This is a genomic window from Burkholderia orbicola, from assembly GCF_900100915.1.
Classification (GTDB): Bacteria; Pseudomonadota; Gammaproteobacteria; order Burkholderiales; family Burkholderiaceae; genus Burkholderia; species Burkholderia orbicola.
On the sequence record NZ_FNKW01000003.1, the window covers coordinates 62,576 to 82,748 of the forward strand.

Here is a 20,173-nt window from a genome sequence, read left to right on the forward strand (position 1 = left end):
GTTCGACGGGGAGCGGGGCGGCGGCGCGCCCCGCGAACGGATCGATTCGGCGTGTGACGGCGGGTCAACCCGCGGCGTGGCGTTGCGCGTGCGGCCGGCCGACGAGCAGGTAGTGCGCGAGCGCGACGATCGGGAACGCGCCGGCCACCGCGGCGACGAGCGGCCAGCCGCCATGCTCGTACAGCGGGCTCGCGAGCGCGGAGCCGACGGCGCCGCCGACGAAGATGCTCGTCATGTACAGCGCATTCAGCCGGTTGCGGCTTGCCGCGTGCAGCGCATAGATCTCGCGCTGGCCGAGCACCATGTTCATCTGCACCGCGAAGTCGAGCACGATGCCGGTGACGACGAGCCCGTACAGGCCGGTGCCGTGCACGAACCCGACCGCATACGCGAGCGCGCCGGCGACGAGCGCGATCAGCGTCGCGCGCACCGTATGGCCGGCATCCGCGAGGCGCCCGGCCACCGGCGCCGAGGTCGCGCCGATCGCGCCGACCAGCGCGAACAGGCCGATCGCCGATTGCGACAACCCGTAGTGACGCGTCAGCTCGACGGGCACGGCGGTCCAGAACAGGCTGAACGACGCGAACATCAGGCCCTGGTAGAACGCGCGGTGGCGCAATACCGGCATCGTGCGGACGAGGTGCAGCAGCGAGCCGATCAGTTCGAAATAGGTCGCGCGGTGATCGGGCTGGCGCGACGGAATCGTCAGCGCGAGCACGGCCGTGACGAGCGTCATCAGCACGGCCGCCGCCGCGAACACGAAGCGCCAGCCAAACGCGTCGGCCATGACGCTCGACAGCGGCCGCGCCAGCAGGATGCCGAGCAGCAGCCCGCTCATGATCGTGCCGACGACGCGGCCGCGCGAATGGTCCGGCGCGAGGTGCGCGGCGAGCGGCACGAGGATCTGCACGGCCACCGAGCTGAAGCCGATCAGCAGCGAAATCGCGAGAAAGAGCCCGGGCGTGCGTACGAGCGCCGCCGCCGCGAGGCTCGCGATCGACACGATGGCCGTCACGATCATCAGCTTGCGGTTTTCGAGCAGGTCGCCGAGCGGCACGATGAAGAACAGCCCGAGCGCGTAGCCGATCTGCGTCAGCGACACGATCAGGCTCGCCGTGTTGCCGGACATGTGCAGGCCCGGCGCGATGAGCTCGGTGATCGGCTGCGCGTAGTACAGGTTCGCGACGATCGCGCCGCAACCGAACGCGAACAGCAGGATCAGCCCCTGCGTGAGCTTGACGCCGTGCGCGGGCGGCGCGAGCGGTGTTGAATCCGTTGACATGGTCGACTCCTGGAAAAGGGAAGGGCCGGGCACCGGAGCGTCGCGCCGGCATGGAGCTCGCCTGGCCGCGATACGGTGCACCGCATTGCCGTCGATACTAGTGATCAATCGCTCAGGCCGGAATCGGGACGCCGCGCAATCGAGCGTTGCGCGGCACGCAAAGGTGCCGCGCCGCGCGGGTTCAGCCGCGTTTGCCCTGCAGCGTCGGAATCTGCTCGAACAGGCCCGCGAGCCAGTCGACGAACACCTTCAGCTTGACCGGGATGTGGCGATTGGGCGGATACAGCACCGAGATCGGCCGGGCCGGCGCGTTGAAATCGGTCAGCACCTCGCGCAGCCGGCCCGATTTCAGGTAAGGCTCGACGAGGTACAGCGACGTCTTGATCAGCCCGATGCCGGCGACGCCGCACTCGATGTAGTTGTCCGCGTCGTTGACGGCCACCGTGCCGCACATCTGCACGATGCGCGGCTCGCCGTCGACGACATAGTCCCACGGGCGCGGCCGCCCGGTGTCGGCCGAGATGTGACTGACCGCGACGTGCTGCGCGAGGTCGTCGACGGTCTGCGGCTCGCCGCACCGCGCGAAATAGGCAGGCGAGCCGCACGTACAGGTGGTCAGGCTGCCGATCCGCTTCGCGATCATGCCCGAATCGTCGAGCGCGCCGATGCGCACCACGCAGTCGACCCCTTCGCCGACGAGGTCGATCTGCCGGTCAGTCACGCCCAGTTCGAGCATGATGTCCGGATGGGCGTCGAGAAACGCCGGCAGCGCGGGCACCACGACCTGCTTCGCCATCGCGGGCGGCAGGTTCACCTTCAGCCGGCCGCGCGGCACGTTGCGGGCCTGCGAGACCGACGCCTCCATGTCGTCGATCTCGCGCAGCACCGCGACGGAACGTTCGTAGTAGGCCTGACCATCCTCGGTCAGCGAGATGCGCCGCGTGGTGCGGTTCAGCAGCCGGCAGCCGAGATGCTGCTCGAGTGCGCTCAGCAGCGCGGACACGCGCGGCGTGGTGAGGCCGGTCGTGTCGGAGGCGCGCGTGAAGCTGCCGGTTTCGACGATGCGCGTGAACACGCGCATCGAAAGCAAGGTATCCATCGTCGGAAGTTCTCCAGCCGGTCGGCATGCGGCGCCGGTGCGTGCCGGCGCCGTCTTGTCTCATGTCGGATATAGGGGGCGCGTAGCGGTGTGACCGACCCGCTAGGCGTCGATGCGCTTTCTCAGCGCGTCGCCGGCAAACGGCATTTCGCGCATGCGCTGCCCGGTCGCGTCGAAGATCGCGTTGGCCAGCGCGCCGGCGGTCGGCCCCATCGACGCCTCGGCCGCGCCGAGAAACGGCGCGCCGGGGCGATTGACCAGATGGACCTTCACGTTCTGCGGCACGGCCGAGAAGCGCAGGATCGGGTAGCTGCTCCAGTCGAAGCTGCGAATCCGTTCCGTGTCGTACTTCAGCGCCTCGTACAGCGTCCAGCTCGCGGCCTGCACGATGCCGCCCTCGATCTGGTTGCGGATGCCGTCCGGCGACACGATCTGGCCCGCGTCGACGGCGGCTTCCGCGTGTTCGAGCGTCACCTGGCCGGTTTCCGGCACGACCGACACCTCGACCGCGATCGCGACGTAGGCCATCAGGTTCTTGTACTTGCCGAACGCGAAGCCGACGCCGCGATTGCGCGCGCGCGGCGGCCGCGGCCAGCCGAAGTGCTTCGCGGCGAGCTGGATCACCTGCCGCGCGCGATGGTCTTCCATGTGACGCAGCCGGAACTCGACCGGATCGACGCCGGCCGCGTGCGCGAGCTCGTCCATGAAGCTCTCGATCGCCCAGACGTTCGTGTGCGCGCCGAGCGAGCGCATCGCGGACGTCTGCAGCGGCATCGTCGGCGAGAAGTTGTTGACGATGTGCTGGTTCGGCAGCGTATACAGCGGGATCGCGTTGCGGTCGCCGCCGCCCTCCGGCTGCAGCATCGGCGTCGACGGCGCGGGCACGAACGGCGGCTCGAGCATGCGCGCGGGCAGCAGCCGGCCGGCATTGACGATCCGCTCGTTGTGCGAACTGCTCCACAACGCATAGTTCCAGTCGACGATACGGCCGCCCGCATCGAGCGACGCGCTGACCTCGGTCACCATCGCGGGCGTGAAGTGATCCCACGTGTGTTCCTGTTCGCGCATCCATTGCACGCGAATCGGCTTGCCCGGCATCGCGGCGGCGATCAGCGCGGCGTGCGCGGCCGCGTCGTCCGCCGCGTTGTGGCCGTAGCAGCCGGAGCCCTCGGTATGAATGCAGCGCACGCTCGCCTTCGGCATCGACAGCATCTCCGCGAGCGCGTCGCGCAGCGGGTAGACGCCTTGCGAGTGGGTCCACACCGTCATCATCCCGTTCTCGATATGCGCGACCGAACACGACGGCCCGATCGACCCGTGCAGCAGGTAGTTCTTCAGGAACGTCGCGTTCAGCGTCTTCACGGCCGGCGCGGTGGCCGCATGCGTGTTCGCGATCTCGATGCGCTGCGTCGAGATCCGTTTCAGGTCCGCGTGCACGGTGCCGCGCTCGGGCAGCTTGCGCCCCGGCGACCAGCGGCAGCCGGCGGCGAGCGCGCGCTGCGCGACCACCGCCTGCCACTCGCCCTGCGCGACCACCGCGAGCATGCTGCCGTTGCGCACGATCCGCACGACGCCGGGCAGCTTCAGGATCGCGGCTTCGTCGAACGACAGCAGCGTCGCGTCGTACACCGGCGGCATCACGACGCGTGCGTGCAGCATGCCGGGCAACTGCATGTCCTGCACGTAGCTGACGCCGCCCGTGACCTTGTTCGGGATGTCGACGCGCGGCAGCGACGTGCCGATCACGGCGAACGTCGCCGGGTTCTTCAACGGTGACGTGGGCGCGGCATTGCGATGCAGGTCGACCGTGCGGATCGCGTCGCCGTAGGTCATCGTGCGGCCGTCGGGCGCCTTGATCACCGCGTCGGCGGTCGTCAGCACGCCGGGATCGACGCCGAAGCGTTTCGCCGCGCCTTCCACCAGCAGCGCGCGCACTTGCGCGGTCGCGTTCAGCAGCGCGGAGCCGCTGTCGGCCATCGTGTGGCTGCCGGCGGTCAATCCTTCGTCCGGCGACGCGCCGGTGTCGGCGGTCAGGAACGTGATCAGCGACGGCTTCATGTCGAGTTCCTCGGCGGCCACCTGCAGCAGCGCGGTGCGCACGCCGGTGCCGAGCTCGACCTTGCCGGTAAACACGGTGACCTTGCCGTCGGGCGCGATCTTGACCCACGCGTCGAGCAGCGGATTGGTCTTCAGGCTGCCCGCGAGCGCCTGGGTGGCCTTCGCCACGTGCACGGCCGCGCCTTCGTCGGCGATCACCAGCTGCGCGGCCGCGCGCGACGCGGGCGCGAGACTGAACGCGACGAACAGCGCGCCGGAGACGATGAAGTGCCGGCGGCCTTCGTCGATGTCGTCGTGGGAATTCATCACAGCCCCTTGCTGATCGTGACGGGAGCGGAAGCGGGCTCGGGGGCCGGCAGCCCCGCGACCGAGCGCACCGCCGCGAGAATCCGCATATGCGTGCCGCAGCGGCACAGGTTCGGTTCCATGTGCGTGCGCAGCTCCTGTTCGGTCGGCTTCGGATTGCGTTCGAGCAGCGCCTGCGCGCGCATGATCATCCCGGCGATGCAGTAGCCGCACTGCGCGGCCTGGTGCTCGATGAACGCGCGTTGCAGCGGGCCCGGATGCTCGGCGGTGCCGAGGCTTTCGATGGTGCGCACGCTGCGCGCGCCGACCGCGGCCACCGGCATCAGGCACGAGAAGGTCGGCTTGCCGTCGACGATCACGGTGCAGGCGCCGCATTGACCGAGGCCACAGCCGAACTTCGCGCCATGCAGGTGCAGGTCGTTGCGCAGCGCGTACAGCAGCGGCGTGGAAGGATCGATGTCCAGCGTGTGCCGCACGCCGTTGACGGTGAGGGTAATCATCGTGCGGTGTCCTCTTTTCTGAGCTTCGCGGCCATCGCGTCGACGCCGGACCACGCGGGACGATCGGTATAGGTCTCGCGCACGTACGCGGCGAGATCGGCGATCTGCGCGTCGTCGTACTGGTCGATGAACGACGGCATGTAATTCAGCGTGTCCTCGCCGTGCCAGCCGATGCCGTTGAACATCATCTGGATCGCGTTGCGCGGCGTATCGGCGTTGACCGCCGTGCTGAACGAAAGCGTCGGCCGCTCGCCGATCGACTGCATCGGCGCGGCCGGCCCGTGGCACTGCGCGCACGACGCCTGGAACAGCGTCGCGCCGCGTTGCGCGGCCGGCGTCGTCGCGGTGTGTTCGCCAGCGGCCGTTGCCGTGGCCGCTCGCGCGTTCGCCGGCTTCTGGATCGACAGGATGTAGGTGGCGATCGCCTCGACGTCCTCCACCGGCACCGTCGCGAGGTCGCGCGTGACCGGCAGCATCGGCCCGGCCGCCGCGCCGTGCTCGCTCGCGCGGCCGGTGCGCAGGTAGGTGACGAGCTGCGCCTGCGTCCATGGGCGCGCGGCCTGGCCGAGCGCATTGAGCGGCGGCGCTTCCCAGCCGTCGACGATGCCGCCGTCGAACGCGCGGCCGCGCTGCTCGCCGCCGATCGCATTCAGCGGCGAATGGCACGACGCGCAGTGGCCGAGCCCGTCGACGAGCATCCTGCCGCGGTTCCATTGCGCGGACTGCGCGGGGTCCAGCTGATACGCGCCTTCGCGCAGGAACAGCACGTTCCAGAACGCGACCAGCGGGCGGAAGTTCAGCGGAAAGATCAGGTCGTTGGCGGGCGCCTTCGCACGTACCGGTTCACGCGTCATCAGGTACGCGTACGCGGCGGCGATGTCGTCGTCCGACATCCGCGTGAAATGAATGTACGGAAACGCCGGGTAGAGCGGCTGGCCGTTACGTCCGATGCCGGTGCGCAGCGCTCGCGCGAACGCATCGCGCGACCAGCGGCCGATGCCCGTTTCGGCGTCCGGCGTGATGTTGGTCGCGTAGATCGTGCCGAATGGCGTCGCGAGCGGCAGCCCGCCCGCGAACGGCTTGCCGTCCTTCGCGGTGTGGCATACGACGCAGTCGCCGAGTGCGACGACGCGTGCGCCGGCGCGCACCAGTTGCGGATCGAACGAAGCCGGGGCGGGCGGATCGATCGGCGCGATCGACGGCCGCACCATGATGCCGATCGCGACCGCGAGGCCGACGACCGCGATGCCGGCCGCGCCGAACCAGAGTCGTTTGTGCTTCATGCGCGCTCCGGGCGACGCGGTGCGCCGCAAGTGATGCGAGGCGCGGCGACACCGGACGATGCGGGTCGGCCGTGCGGGGTCGTCCGATGCGGCCGCGCGCGTGTTGCCGAGCGGCGGTGATTGGCGGTGGGGATCAAGTTGTCACTCCAGCAGTCGATAACGGGCGCACGCGCCGTTCTGCGCGGCAGCGCATCAAGGCGGCGCATGAAAGCAGCTCATGAAGGCAGTCTACGCAGAGGCCGCTTCCATTGCCTGAAGCGGCGCTGAAACGTTCTGAACGGTGTCCGGCCCCGGATCAGCCGGGGGCTCGGCGCCGGGGCGGACGACGTGCGCGTTACGTCACGACCACCCCGCACGTCGCGTTACGACGGAATCTCGCCCGCGACGACTTCGTCCGCGTAGCACCAGATCCAGCGCTCGCCGGGCTCGATCGAGCGGACGAGCCGGTGGCCGGTGTCGTGGAAATGCCGGCTCGCGTGGCGATTCGGCGACGAGTCGCAGCAGCCGACGTGCCCGCAGATCAGGCACATCCGCAAATGCACCCAGCGGCTGCCCGATCTGATGCATTCCTCGCAGTAGTCCTTGTCAGTGTCGAACACGCGTGCTTCGTCGAGATGCGTACAGGCGTTGGCCATCTTGCGCTCCGATGCCGGCGCGGGGGCGACGCTTGCGGCGCGGCCGGCACGAGGCCGCAAGCGGGACGGATACGCGACATTGTGCGGCGTCGCGGCGCGGCCGGACCTTAATTGTCATGAAGCGGCCCGCGCGGCGCGTGCCGGCGGCGTACAGTCGCGGATGCGTCCGGCCGCGGCACCGCCGCACCGGCCGAACCGCATTCGACATCGACATCATCGGGAGGTGCTCATGGAGCAACCGCAACACGTGCGGATCGTCGGCCTGCCGCGCAGCAGGGACGCGTATGCGATCCGCGATTTCCTGCAGCGGCGCATGATCGCGTACGACTGGTGCGAGCTGGCGTCCGACGCCGACTGCGCGCAGGTGCTCGGCATCGCGCCGCTGCGCGACATCCGGCTGCCGGTCGTGATCTTTCCGGACGGCTCGCGCCTGTACCAGCCGACGCTGGCCGAGATCGCCGCGCGGCTCGGCTGGGTCGCGCGGCCGCGCTTCGTCGAATACGACGTGTCGATCTACGGCGCGGGGCCGGCCGGGCTGTCGGCGTCGGTCTACGCGGCGTCCGAAGGGCTGCGTGCGGTCGTGATCGAGCGCGGTGCGATCGGCGGGCAGGCCGGCACGAGTTCGCTGATCGAGAACTACATGGGGTTTCCCGACGGCATTCCGGGCGCGGAGCTTGCCGAACGCGCGCGCGAGCAGGCGGTGAAGTTCGGCGTCGAGCTGCTGACGATGCGCGAGGGCGTGCATGCGACGTTCGTCGACGGCAAGATTCGTGTCGAGCTCGCCGACGGGTCGATCCTGATCGCCCGCGCGAACATCTGCGCGACCGGCATCGAATATCGCAGCCTCGGGCTGCCGGAAGAACCGGCGTTTCTCAACGCGGGGCTGTTCTACGGCGCCGGGTCGAGCGAAGCGCCGATGTGCGCGGGCGAGCAGGTGTTCATCGTCGGCGGCGGCAATTCGGCCGGCCAGGCCGCAATGAATTTCTCGCGGCATGCGCGTCAGGTGACGATGCTCGTGCGCGGCGCGTCGCTCGCCGACACGCTGTCGCGCTACCTGATCGACCGGATCGAGCGCACGCCGAACATCGAGGTCCGCTACGGGTCGAGCGTCGCCGCGCTGCACGGCGACGGCTGGCTCGACGCGATCGAGCTTCGCTCGGCGGACGGCACGCGCGAACGGCTGCCGGCCACGCGCCTGTTCGTGTGCATCGGCGGCGCGCCGAATACCGACTGGGCGAAGGACACCGACATCATTCGCAATCCGGACGGTTATCTCGTCACCGGCGGCGACTTGTACGACTGTCCGGCGTTCGAGCGCGTGTGGCCGCTCGAGCGCCGGCCGTACCACCTGGAAACCAGCGTGCCGGGATCGTTCGCGGCGGGCGACGTGCGATCGGGATCGGTCAAGCGCGTCGCGTCGGCGGTCGGCGAAGGCGCGATGGCCGTGACCTTCGTGCACCGGTTTCTCAGCGAGGATGCGCATCGGCTCGCGCGCGCGTGACGCGCTCGCGGGCCGTTCGATGCGTTCATCGCGCGTCGGCTTGCGTTGCGTCGCGCAACCCGCCCCGGCCGGCGCGCGCCGGCGGCGTCCACCCGCCGCCCAACGCACGCACGAGGCTCACCGTCGCGACGGCCAGCGCCTGCCGGCTGTGAATCAGCTGGCGCCGCGCATTCAGTGCGTCGCGATCGGCGTCGATCACTTCCAGGTAGCTGACGTAACCGTGCGCGTAGCGGCTCAGCGACAGCCGCGCCGCCGCGTCCGTCGCGCGCGCCGCGCTGTCGTAGCGCACGATCCGCTCCTTTTGCGCGGCGATGTCGTTGAGCGCATCCTGCACGTCGCGCAACGCACCGATCGCGGTCGCGCGGTAGTTGGCGTCGGCGACGTTCGTGCCGGCTCGCGCGGCGGCCACCGCGGCATCGCGCTTGCCGCCGTCGAACAGCGTCAGCGCGACGTTCGCGCCGAGACTCCACAGCGAGCTGTTGCGGTCGAGAAACGAGCGCAGGTCGCGGGTGGCGAAACCGCCGTCGGCGGTCAGCGTCAGCGTCGGCAGCCACGCGGTGCGCGCGATGCCCAGTTCGAGCGACGCCGCATCGGCGCGCCGTGCCGCCGCGAATACGTCCGGGCGTTGGGCGAGCAGCGCGGACGGCAGCCCGGCCGGCACCTCCGGCACCTGCACGGGCACGGCGCCCGTGCCGACGTCGAACGCGGTCGGCGACACGCCGGTCAGCACCGCGAGGGCGTCGACGAGGTTCTCGCGCAGCCGGCGGCTCTCCGCGAGATCGGCATGCGCGGTATCGAGATCGGCCGACGCGCGCAGCCCGTCGAGATCGCTCGCCGCGCCGGCCCGCACGCGGGCGGCGATCACGTCGAGCGCGGTGCGCCGCAGCCCGATCGCGCGCGTGAGCGTCACGAGATCGTCGTCGACGTAGCGCAGCGTCAGGTAGTCGACGGCCACTTCGGTCGCCACCCGCAGACGCACCGCATCGCGATCGGCCGCCGCCTGCAGCAGGTTCTGTTCGCCGACGTCGGCATCGCCGCGCAAGCGGCCCCATAGATCGACTTCGTAGCTCGCGGCGACGGGCACCGACCAGTTGTGCATCGTGCGCTTCGGCAGCGCGTTGTCGACCGTGCCGGACACCCGCGTGCGGCTGAACGACGGGTCGACGCGCACGGTCGGCGCCAGCGCGGCTTCGCGCACGCCGAGCAGCGCCTGCGCCTGGTCGACGCGCGCGGCCGCCGCGCGGATGTCGAGGTTGTGCGCGAGTGCGGTGTCGACGAGGCGGCCGAGTTGCGGGTCACCGAACCACGCGGGCCACGCGGCGAGCGACGGCGCGCGCGCATCGGTCGCCGGATCGGCATGGCGGAACCGGTCGGTTTCGATCGGGACGGGCGCGAGCGGCTGCGGCGCGATCGAGCACGCGGCCAGCACGCTCGCGGCGAGTAGGGCGAAGACGCGCGTCATCGCGATTCGCGGCCGGGCTGCAGCGTGACGACGACCGACAGCCCGGGCCGGATGCGCGGCTCCGTCGCGGCCGGGCCGTCGAGCAGGATCTTCACGGGGACGCGCTGCGTGACCTTCGTGAAATTGCCGGTCGCGTTGTCGGGCGGCAGCAGCGCGAACTGCGCGCCGGTCGCGGGCGACAGGCTGTCGATGCGGCCGGTGAACGCGCGCTGCGGCAGCGCATCGAAGCGCAGTTGCACGGCGTCGCCGGCGCGCACGTGCCGTAGCTGCGTCTCGCGGAAATTGGCGACGATCCACGGATGCGGCTCGACCAGCGTGAGCAGCGCCTGGCCGGGCGCGACATGCTCGCCGGTCTCGACGGTCTTCTTGCCGACGTAGCCGTCCGACGGTGCGACGACCGCCGTGTAGCCGAGTTGCAGCAGCGCGTCGTGCAACTCGGCGTCGTTCTGGCTCGACGCGGCCTCGGCGGCCTGAGCGGCGGCGAGCGCGCTGCGCCGTTGCGCATCGGCCGTCGCGACGCGCGCGCGGGCCGACTTGCGGGCGGCATCGGCCGCATCGAATTCCTGCTTCGACAAGCCGCGCGGCGTCTCGCGAGTCAGTTCGCGGGCACGGGCGTAATCGAGTTCGGCCTTTTCGGCATCGGCGTGCGCCGACACGAGTGCCGCGTCCGCCTGCTCGATCAGCGCGCGTGCGCGGCTCGCATCGGCATGCGCCTGGGCGACGCGGGCGCGCTGCGCCGCGACGCGCACGTCGAAGTCGCGCCGGTCGATCTGCACGAGCGCGTCGCCCGCGTGCACGAACTGGTTGTCGTCGACGAGCACACGCTCGACCGTGCCGGCGACGCGCGGCGAGATCACGTGCAGGTGGCCGGTCACGTACGCGTCGTCGGTGCCGCGATCGCGTGCGTCGAACTCGTACACGAGCAAGGCGACGAGCAGCAGCGCGATCACGGCGATCGCGACGATGGCCGGCCGCCGGGAACGCGCGGGCACGGCGGGCGACGGTGCGGGAGAGGGTGGGGTCATGATCGACGAACTCCATCGTACGGGCAGGATTCGACGCACCGCGTTATGCTTGCGCCAGCTTGACAGGCGGGAGCCGCTCGACGATGAACACGACGTTCGCCACCGGCAGTGCCGTGCCGGCGCCGGCCGCAGGCCCGGCCTCCGACATTCCGACGTTTCGGTCGATCGCCGCGATCGCGGCCGTGCTGCTCGGCGCGATCATCGCGACGCTGACGTCGCGCATCACGTCGCTCGGGCTGGCCGACGTGCGCGGCGCGCTCGGGATCGGCTTCGACGAAGGCGCGTGGATCAACACCGCGTTCACCGCGTCGCAGATGTTCGTCGGGCCGCTCGCGATCGCGGCGGCCTTCATGTTCGGCACGCGCCGCGTGCTGGTCGCGGGCGCCGTGGTGTTTCTCGGCGCGGAAACCGTGCTGCCGCTGTGCACGCAATTCGGCGTGTTCATCGTGTGCCAGGCGATCGCGGGGCTCGCGTCCGGCGTGTTCGTGCCGCTGACGGTCGGCTTCGTCGTGCGCACGCTGCCGCCGCGGCTGATTCCGTTCGGCATCGCCGCGTATGCGATGAATCTCGAGATGTCGCTGAACCTGTCGGCCACGCTCGAAGGCTGGTACAGCGAACATTTGAGCTGGCGCTGGCTGTTCTGGCAGAACGCGGCGCTGACCGTGCCGTTCATCGCGTGCCTGATGCTGTCGCTCGCCGACGAGCCGATCAAGCGCTTCGCGTCGGGCATCGATGCGCGCGGGATGCTGCTCGGCGCGGGCGGGTTCGCGTGCCTGTGCGTCGCGCTCGATCAGGGCGAGCGGCTGTTCTGGCTGCAGTCGCCGCTGATCGTCGCGCTGCTGGTGGCCGGCATCCTGATGATCGCCGCGTTCCTGATCCACGAACTCGCGTCGCCGCGCGCCGGGCTCGATCTCGGCTACCTCGCGCGGCCCAATATCGCGCTGCTGATCGTGCTCGTCGGCCTCGTGCGTTTCACCGTGCTCAACACGAGCTTCATCCCGTCGCTGTTCCTCGCGAGTACGTACGGGCTGCGCCCGCTGCAGATCGGCGATACGCTGCGCTGGATCGCGATCCCGCAACTGCTGTTCGCGCCGTGCGTCGCGCTGCTGCTGCAGCGGGTCGATCCGCGCCGGCTGATCGTCGCCGGCTTCGCGATGGTGGCGATCGCGTTCGCGCTGGGCTCGCGGCTCACGCCGGTGTGGGCCGAGCCCGACTTCATTCCGTCGCAGTTGCTGCAGGCGCTCGGTCAGACGATGGCGCTCACGTCGGTCATCTTCTTCTTCGGCAAGCACGTGACGGCCGAGCATGCGTTGACGTTCGGCGCGGTCGTGCAGGCGACGCGCCTGCTGAGCGGGCAGCTCGGCACGACGTCGATCGCGGTGATTCAGCGGATCAGGGAGGCTACCCATTCGAATCTCGTCGGTCTGCATGTGTCGCTGTCGGATCCCGAAACGCTCGAACGGCTGCGGGCCGGCGCGGCGTCGCTGGTCGCGCATGGCGCCACGTTCGCGACCGGCAACCAGGCGGCCTATGCGCTCGTCGATCGCGCGGTGCGCGTGCAGGCCACGACGCTCGCGCTGGCCGACAACTTCCGGGTGGCGATGGCGTTCGCGCTCGCCGGCGCGCTGCTCGGCATCCTGTTGCGCCCGGTGCGGGCGCCGTAAGTGTGGCACCGGGTGGTCTGAAATTTCCTGAAAAGTCCTGAACGGCGCGTCCGTCGCGTCCGTCGCGGCAGCATGCGCGCCGCCGCGACGGACCGCGTGCTTACGCCTGCAGGAACGCAAGCAGCTCGGCGTTGATGCGATCGGCGTTCACGACGCACATGCCGTGCGAGCCGCCTTCGATCACCTTCAGCACCGCGTGCTTGACGATCTTCGACGACAGCCGGGCCGAATCGTCGATCGGCACGATCTGGTCGTCGTCGCCGTGCAGCACGAGCGTCGGCACGTCGATCTTCTTCAGGTCGTCGGTGTAGTCGACTTCCGAGAACTCCTTCACGCACAGGTACTGGCCGTGGATGCCGCCCATCATGCCCTGCGACCAGAATGCGTCGATCGTGCCCTGCGACACCTTCGCGTTCGGCCGGTTGAAGCCAAAGAACGGCACGGCGAGATCCTTGTAGAACTGCGAGCGGTTCTCCGCGACGTTCTTGCGGATGCCGTCGAATACTTCCATCGGCAAGCCGCCGGGATTGGTCGGCGACTTCACCATCTGCGGCGGCACCGCGCCGATCAGCACCGCCTTCGCCACGCGCTTCGTGCCATGGCGGCCGATGTAGCGCGCGACTTCGCCGCCGCCGGTGGAGTGGCCGACGAGCGCGGCTTCGCGCACGTCGAGCGCGTCGAGCAGCGCGGCGAGATCGTCCGCGTACGTGTTCATGTCGTTGCCGCGCGACGGCTGGCCCGAACGGCCGTGGCCGCGGCGGTCGTGCGCGATCACGCGATAGCCGTGCTGCACGAGGAACAGCATCTGCGCGTCCCACGCGTCCGCGCACAGCGGCCAGCCGTGCGAGAACACGACCGGGCGGCCGCTGCCCCAATCCTTGAAGTAGATCTGCGTGCCGTCCTTGGTGGTGATCGTGTTCATCGTGTGCGCTCCTGAGTGGGCCGAAGAGGGGCTGTGGGACGGCGTGCCGGCCGCGGCCGCCATGGCGGGCAGCGCGGCTGCGGCAACGGCCGTCGCGCCGGCGAGCAACATGTCGCGGCGGCGGGCCGACGAAACGGCGTCGGTCTGTTCGGGATGCATCTGGACTCCTGAGGTATGCGGCGGCGAGGCCGCACGGGATGGTGGATCGGTGGCGGCTGGTCGCGGCCATCCCGCCCGGCAGCCGGCCGGCGTGCGCCGTCGCGCGTCGATGGTGGCGCGCGGACGAACGAATGCCGTCGGGAGCGTAATCCGGCGCGGTGCGCGCCGTACTGAAATCCGGCTGAATTCTCTTGAACGCCGCGGCGCCCCAACGGATTTGCCGCACTGCAGAAAAATTAAGGCCGCGACCGGGACTCTTCAGCGAACGGCGGCTATCGTCAGCATCGGGTCATCGGCACACGTCGCGCGCCACGCGAACGGGGCCGACCGGCCCGCGCCGCCCGTCACCTGCCTGGATAAGCCGCCATGGACGCCTTCAATCGCTGGGAGCACATGATCACGTCGCTCGGACCGCTACCCGCCACGGGCGTCCGGATGCCGCCGCTGCCGCGCACGCGAGAGGCGGACGGCTCGCGTCGCCCGCATCGGGACGATGCGCCGGTGCCGTCGAGCGGCGACGTGCGCCGCCGCAGCGCGATCGTCGCCGTCGAGCGGCAGACCGATTCGTCGATGCTGGTGTCGTGGAGCGATCCGACGCGCTGCCGCTACGACGAACAACGCTGGATCAGCGCGAAGGCGCGCCGGCTGGCGCGCTGCGCGCTCACCGGGCAACCGATCCGGGTCGGCGACGCGATCTACAAACCCCAGTGGCGCGGCGAGAAACGCCCCGCGAACTGCCGCGAGATGGTGCTCGCGACGGCGCTCGAGCAGTTCGTCGCCCAGCAGTCCCGGGCATGACGCGCCGCGCCGCACGCTTCGGCCGCGTCCGTGGGCGCGGCTTCCCTACTCGAAAGGAACCTTCATGAGCACGTTCACCACCCGCGACGGCGTGTCGATTCACTACAAGGACTGGGGCAGCGGCCGCCCGGTCGTGTTCATTCACGGCTGGCCGCTGAATGCCGACATGTGGGACGTGCAGATGCATCACGTGGCGTCGCACGGCCTGCGCGGCATCGCGTACGACCGGCGCGGCTTCGGGCGGTCCGGCCAACCGTGGAGCGGCTACGACTACGACACACTGGCCGACGATCTCGCGACGCTGCTCGAGACGCTCGACCTGCATGACGTGACGCTCGTCGGCTTTTCGATGGGCGGCGGCGAGGTGGCGCGCTACATCGGCCGGCACGGCACGCGCCGCATCGCGAAGGCGGTGCTGATCGGCTCCGTGACGCCGCTCGTCGCGCGCCGCGACGATCATCCGGAAGGCGTGGACGTCGCGGTATTCGACGGCATTCGCGCCGGCATCGTGGCCGATCGCGCGGCGTTCTTCGACGGCTTCTGGCCGCTCTTTACCGGTTCGAACCGCGGCGGCTCGACGGTGTCGCGCGCGGCGCTCGGCTGGACCTCGGTGATGGCGCTGCAGGGCGGGCTGAAGGGCACGCTCGAGTGCGTTCGCGCGTTTTCCGAAACCGATTTCCGCGCCGACCTGCAACGGTTTGACGTGCCGACGCGCGTGATTCACGGCGACGACGACCAGACGGCGCCGCTCGCGCTGACCGGCGCCGCGACTGCGAAACGCGTGCCGAATGCGACGCTGAGCGTCTATGAAGGCGGCCCGCATGCGCTGTACCTGACGCATGCGGCCCGGCTGAACGACGAATTGCTGGCGTTCGCGCAGGGCTGAGCTCCGCGACGCCGACCGGCGGCGGCGCGATGCGCCGCCCGTTTCGCGCGGCGCATCGCGCCGGCCGCGCACGCAAATGAGCCGACGGATATTCGGCCGGCACGATAGAGGCGCCCGAAAATAAACCGGCCGTGCGAATCGAAAAGAAAATGCGCCGCATTTCTCCGCGCGAAAAATATTTCGTCTGATATATCGAAATCGAATTCATGGACGCATGCACGATTTGCACATGAAACGTGCGTGGTCTCGCCGTATTTCGGTGCCTGGGCGGTGCTCGGGCGCAAACAGCGCCGTGCGGCGGTATTTTTCGTCATTTCAAAAAATTCGAGCCGTTCATTCTGATAATTTGAATCATTCGACCATGCAAATACCGTAGCATTGATGCGGAACCGGCACCCGATTTCAGTGGGGCGCCGTTAAATGTCACCCTCAAGAAATTCTCATGATCCGGATTGGAACACTTCACGTTTTTCTCGACAGACGTGAAATTCGTTCGAACGGCAAGCTGCTGCGCATCGGCAGCCGCGCATTCGAAATTCTCGAGCTGTTGATTCGGGCGAACGGTGCGCTGGTATCGAAAGACGACATCATGCAGCGGGTATGGCCGCACACCGTGGTGGAGGAAAACAACCTGCAGGTGCACATCGCGTCGCTGCGCAAGGCGCTGGCCGGCGATCGCAACCTGATCGTGACGGTGCCGGGCCGCGGCTATCGGCTGGTCGCCGGGCAGGACGACGGCGACGCGCCCGTGCGCCCCGCGACGTGGCGGCCGTCCGCGGCGCCGAGCACGCTGTTCGGCCGCGAACAGACGGTCGCCGACGTGCTGGCCGCCCTGCAGGGCGCGCGCGTCGTGACGCTGGTCGGCGCGGGCGGCATCGGCAAGACGCGCGTCGCGATCGAAGCGGCGGCGCGCGCCGACGCACGCTTTCCGGAGGGCACCGTATTCGTTTCGCTCGCGACCGTCGCGTGTCCGCGCTTCGTGCCGGACGCGCTGGCCGGCGCGTTCGGCATCACGCAGCCGACCGGGTCGCTGACCCTCGACGCGGTGCTCGCCAGCGTCGCGCGTCGCCGGATGCTGCTCGTGCTCGACAATTGCGAGCACCTGCTCGACGCCGCCGCGCAAATCGCGAGCGCGCTCACCGATGCGGACGACGGGCTGTGCGTGCTCGCGACGAGCCGCGAATCGCTGCGCATCCACGGCGAGCGCGTGTGCCCGGTGCCGCCGCTCGACGTCCCCGACGAAGGCGCCGGCGATCGCGAGGCGATGAACGCCAGCGCGGTGCAGTTGTTCGCGGCGCGGGCACGCGCGGCCGATCCGCGTTTTCCGCTCGACGCGCGCAGCCTGGCGTTGATGGCGTCGGTCTGCCGTCGCCTCGACGGCCTGCCGCTCGCGATCGAGCTTGCGGCGGCCCGCGCCGCCGTGCTGGGCATCGACGTGCTGGCCGCCCATCTCGACGATCACTTTCGGCTGCTGACTGGCGGTTTTCGCACTGCGTTGCCGCGCCATCAGACGCTGCAGGCGATGTACGACTGGAGCTACCGGTTGCTCGGGGACGCCGAGCGCCTGCTGCTGCGATGGCTCGGCGTGTTTCGCGACGGCTTCTCGATCGAGGCCGTGCGCGAGGTCGTCGGCGCCAACGGGCTGGCCGGCGCCGATCTGCTCGATACGATCGCCGGCCTCGTGTCGAAATCGCTGGTGATCCTCGAGACCGCGCACGGCGTGCCGCGCTACCGGCTGCTGACGACCACGCGGGCCTACGCGCAACAGCAACTCGACAGTCACGGCGAGGTCGCGGCCGCGGCGCGCGCGCACGCGACCTACTTCCTCGCGTTGTTCCGGCGCGCGGCCCACGATGGCGACGCGCCGGGCAGTGGGCCGGATGGCGCGACCCGGCTCGATGCGGTCCGGCGCGAGCTCGGTAATCTGCGTGCCGCGCTCGACTGGGCATTTTCGGCGCAGGGCGACGCGGCGCTCGGCATCGCGCTTACGGCCGTCGCGGTGCCGTGCCTGTTCGATCTGTCGCTCGTCGACGAATGTCGTGAGCGCGCGCGCGTCGCGCTCGATGCGATGCGCGACGCGGATGCAACCGGGGTGTCCGACGATGCGCGCGTGCGGCTGCTGGCCGCGTATGCGGCGGCGCTCGCGCATACCGCAGGGTCGACGCAGGTCGTGCACGATGCGTGGTCGGAAGTGCACGCGCTCGGATTCGATGCGGCCGAGGCCGAACTGCCGTCGCGCGAGTCGTGATGCCGGCTTCGTGCGCGTCTCCTGTGTTTCAGAACGATTCAGCCCTGATACAGGACGGCGGCGGGCGGCGCGCGTAGATTGCCTGAACGGCGCGTGCCGACACCCCGTCGGCACGCGTGCGCATCGACCGCGTGCGCTCGCCGACGTCGCGCGATCCCGCTGAACGCCGGCGCGGCGAAACGCCCGGCGCACGCGTCGCCGCGCATCCCGCTCAACCGACGAACCGCGCATGAAACCTGACCAACCCGACCTTTCCCGGCACGCGACCGATCTCGGCCTGCTGTTCCTGCGCGTCGCCGCCAGCGTGCTGTTGCTCGTCGTGCACGGCTTGCCGAAGATCGTGCATTACACGGCCGAAGCCGCGGCCATCGAAGATCCGTTCCATCTCGGCCGCACGCTGTCGATCCTGTTCGCGATCTTCGCGGAGGTCGTGTGCCCGGTCTTCATGATCGTCGGTCTGTACCCGAGGCTGGCGGCGCTGCCGGTGATGATCGTCACGCTCGTCGCGCTGGTGTTCGTCCACCCCGACTGGCCGCTGCGCGATGCGCAGTTCGCGTGGATGCTGCTGATCCTGTTCGGCACGATCGCGATCGCGGGCGCCGGCCGCTACGTGTTGCCGCTGCCGCTGCCGGGCGTCATGCGCCGGCGCGCCTAGCCGCGGCCAGCGCGTCGGCGGCCCGCACGCCATGTGCCCGACGATTCCGTCCGCGCGGCGACGTACGTGCCGCCGCGTCCATCCTTTTGCGCGCCGCGCGTGCGTTCCGACATGTTGAATTTCTCCGATACGGCGCTCTACGGCGCGCCGATCGTGCTGGCCGATCTCGCCGCGTGGCGGCTGTTCGGGCGCGATCGCGCCGTGGCGCGCGCCATCCGGCGCTGTGCGGCGTTCGCCGCGCTGAGCGCGGTGCTGTTCGCGACCGGCGTGAGCCCGCTCGCCGTGCCCGCGTCGCTCGGCGGGCTCGACCGGATCGCGGTCCAGGCCGTCTGCATCGCCTGGTGGCTCCAGTGCGCGATCGTGTTCAGCCTGCTGCTCAACCATCTGCTGCTGCCGCATGCGTGGCGCAACCAGCGGCTGTTTCATGACATCGCCGAAGCCATCGTGTTCGGCGCGGCCGCGGTGGCCGCGCTCGGCTACGTGCTCGGCCTGCCGTTGAGCGGCCTGGTCGCGACCTCCGGCGCCGTGGCGGTGATACTCGGCCTCGCGCTCCAGAACACGCTGAACGACGTGTTCTCCGGGCTCGTGCTGAATACCACGCAACCGTTCCGGCTCGACGATACGGTCTCGATCGGCGAGCTCGAGGGGCGCATCGTCGAGAGCAACTGGCGTGCGACGAAGCTGATCGACAACCTCGGCAACCTGGTCGTCGTGCCGAACAGCACCGCGGCGCGCGCGACGATCGTGAATCTCAGCGAACCCGCGGGCCTGCACGGCGTGACGCTCGCGCTCGACCTCGATCCCGCGGTGCGGCCGGCGGTGGCCATCGGTGCGCTGGAGCGGGCCGCGGCGAGTTCGCTCGACGTGCTCGCGCGCCCCGCGCCGATCGCCGTCGTGAAGGCGTTCCGTGCGAATGCGATCCAGTACGAACTCGTCTGCTACGTCGACGCGCTGCAGAAGAAAATCAACGTGCGCAACGCGCTCTACGATCTCGCGCATCGGCATCTGGCCGCGGCGGGCGTCGCGTGGCGGCCGCTAGCAGGCTCTGCGCCGGCGTCCGTATCGACTTCGCCAGGGCAGCCGGTATCGCGTCGGCTGCTGCTGTTGCGCGCGGTCGAATTGTTCGCGCGCGTGGACGACGACGATCTGGCCGTGCTGGCTGATGCGCTGGTCGCGCGTTCGTTCGGCAAGGGCGACGTGATCTACGCGTCGAATGCGGAATCGCGCGTGCTGACGATCGTCGAATCGGGTGTCGCGGCGGTGTTCGTGCCGGGCGCGTCCGGCGATGTGGAAGTCCGGCGGATGGCGCCGGGCGATGCGATCGGGCAGTCCGTCGTGCTCGCCGGCACGCGGCTTCATGCGACCGTTCACGCGGTCACCGCGATGACCGTGCATCAGCTTCGCAGCGAGGATCTGTCGGCATTGATCGCGAGGAAGCCGGCGCTCGGCAGGCTGATGTGCGAGTCGCTCACCGACCATATCGCGACCGAGGAGCGGATGATGATTCCGCCGGTGGAGAAAGCGCACGCGGGGTTCAGCCTGATCGGCTGGCTCGAGAAGGAAATGAAGCGGCTGCACGATTCGCTCGGCTGACGTGCGGCCGGATCGCGAGGGCCGCCGGCGCGAGGGGATGGGCGTGCGCTTTCTTTCGCGGCGCGTGGCGCCGTGCCGGGGCGCTGCATGATGCGCG

At 69.8% G+C, this 20,173-nt stretch carries 16 protein-coding genes; 7 read left to right on the top strand and 9 right to left on the bottom strand.

Annotated elements, in window-relative coordinates; genetic code table 11:
* Positions 1 to 64 precede the first annotated feature (64 nt).
* The 6 genes from BLS50_RS30155 to BLS50_RS30180 form a co-directional block, all read right to left on the bottom strand.
* Positions 65 to 1,282 (bottom strand): MFS transporter, encoded by a 1,218-nt coding sequence (locus BLS50_RS30155; protein WP_074806969.1) that lies wholly within the window; start codon positions 1,280 to 1,282, stop codon positions 65 to 67.
* A 181-nt stretch (positions 1,283 to 1,463) separates the two neighbouring features.
* Positions 1,464 to 2,381 (bottom strand): LysR family transcriptional regulator, encoded by a 918-nt coding sequence (locus BLS50_RS30160; protein ID WP_006481367.1) that lies wholly within the window; start codon positions 2,379 to 2,381, stop codon positions 1,464 to 1,466.
* A 102-nt stretch (positions 2,382 to 2,483) separates the two neighbouring features.
* Positions 2,484 to 4,745, bottom strand: coding sequence for a xanthine dehydrogenase family protein molybdopterin-binding subunit (locus BLS50_RS30165; protein ID WP_074806973.1), 2,262 nt, complete (start codon positions 4,743 to 4,745; stop codon positions 2,484 to 2,486).
* The gene (locus BLS50_RS30170) at positions 4,745 to 5,245 is read right to left on the bottom strand and encodes a (2Fe-2S)-binding protein (protein WP_006498476.1); all 501 of its coding nucleotides are present in this window, start codon (positions 5,243 to 5,245) and stop codon (positions 4,745 to 4,747) included. The genes BLS50_RS30165 and BLS50_RS30170 overlap by 1 nt, the downstream gene beginning before the upstream one ends.
* A complete protein-coding gene (locus BLS50_RS30175) occupies positions 5,242 to 6,528 on the bottom strand; it encodes a c-type cytochrome (RefSeq protein ID WP_074806976.1) in 1,287 nt (428 codons plus the stop codon). Before BLS50_RS30175 ends, BLS50_RS30170 begins: the two co-directional genes overlap by 4 nt.
* A 362-nt stretch (positions 6,529 to 6,890) precedes the next feature.
* A complete protein-coding gene (locus BLS50_RS30180) occupies positions 6,891 to 7,163 on the bottom strand; it encodes a UBP-type zinc finger domain-containing protein (RefSeq protein WP_041489316.1) in 273 nt (90 codons plus the stop codon).
* Positions 7,164 to 7,392: 229 nt separating this feature from the next.
* Between BLS50_RS30180 and BLS50_RS30185 the strand changes: the two genes are divergently transcribed.
* Entirely contained in the window at positions 7,393 to 8,664 is a 1,272-nt protein-coding gene (locus tag BLS50_RS30185) for an NAD(P)/FAD-dependent oxidoreductase (RefSeq protein WP_074806979.1), read from the top strand.
* A 25-nt stretch (positions 8,665 to 8,689) separates the two neighbouring features.
* Here the strand turns inward: BLS50_RS30185 and BLS50_RS30190 are convergent, their stop codons facing one another.
* On the bottom strand, positions 8,690 to 10,126 hold the full coding sequence (locus BLS50_RS30190; RefSeq protein WP_074806981.1) for an efflux transporter outer membrane subunit: 1,437 nt from the start codon (positions 10,124 to 10,126) through the stop codon (positions 8,690 to 8,692).
* Entirely contained in the window at positions 10,123 to 11,151 is a 1,029-nt protein-coding gene (locus BLS50_RS30195) for an HlyD family secretion protein (protein ID WP_074806984.1), read from the bottom strand. Before BLS50_RS30195 ends, BLS50_RS30190 begins: the two co-directional genes overlap by 4 nt.
* Positions 11,152 to 11,234: 83 nt before the next feature.
* Between BLS50_RS30195 and BLS50_RS30200 the strand changes: the two genes are divergently transcribed.
* Positions 11,235 to 12,815, top strand: a complete 1,581-nt coding sequence (locus BLS50_RS30200; protein ID WP_074806987.1) for an MFS transporter — start codon at positions 11,235 to 11,237, stop codon at positions 12,813 to 12,815.
* A gap of 100 nt (positions 12,816 to 12,915) precedes the next feature.
* On the opposite strand, the gene BLS50_RS30205 is transcribed toward BLS50_RS30200, so the two are convergent.
* The gene (locus BLS50_RS30205) at positions 12,916 to 13,896 is read right to left on the bottom strand and encodes an alpha/beta fold hydrolase (protein ID WP_074806989.1); all 981 of its coding nucleotides are present in this window, start codon (positions 13,894 to 13,896) and stop codon (positions 12,916 to 12,918) included.
* Between the two features lie 366 nt (positions 13,897 to 14,262).
* Between BLS50_RS30205 and BLS50_RS30210 the strand changes: the two genes are divergently transcribed.
* The 5 genes from BLS50_RS30210 to BLS50_RS30230 all read left to right on the top strand — a co-directional run bounded on the left by BLS50_RS30210 (position 14,263) and on the right by BLS50_RS30230 (position 20,076).
* Positions 14,263 to 14,694 (top strand): DUF3331 domain-containing protein, encoded by a 432-nt coding sequence (locus tag BLS50_RS30210; protein WP_074806992.1) that lies wholly within the window; start codon positions 14,263 to 14,265, stop codon positions 14,692 to 14,694.
* 64 nt (positions 14,695 to 14,758) lie between these two features.
* Positions 14,759 to 15,580 (top strand): alpha/beta fold hydrolase, encoded by an 822-nt coding sequence (locus BLS50_RS30215; protein WP_027811899.1) that lies wholly within the window; start codon positions 14,759 to 14,761, stop codon positions 15,578 to 15,580.
* A 442-nt stretch (positions 15,581 to 16,022) separates the two neighbouring features.
* On the top strand, positions 16,023 to 17,828 hold the full coding sequence (locus BLS50_RS30220; protein ID WP_074806995.1) for a winged helix-turn-helix domain-containing protein: 1,806 nt from the start codon (positions 16,023 to 16,025) through the stop codon (positions 17,826 to 17,828).
* Between the two features lie 229 nt (positions 17,829 to 18,057).
* Entirely contained in the window at positions 18,058 to 18,483 is a 426-nt protein-coding gene (locus BLS50_RS30225) for a DoxX family protein (RefSeq protein ID WP_027807789.1), read from the top strand.
* Positions 18,484 to 18,594: 111 nt separating this feature from the next.
* Positions 18,595 to 20,076, top strand: coding sequence for a mechanosensitive ion channel family protein (locus BLS50_RS30230; RefSeq protein ID WP_074806998.1), 1,482 nt, complete (start codon positions 18,595 to 18,597; stop codon positions 20,074 to 20,076).
* Positions 20,077 to 20,173: the final 97 nt, after the last annotated feature.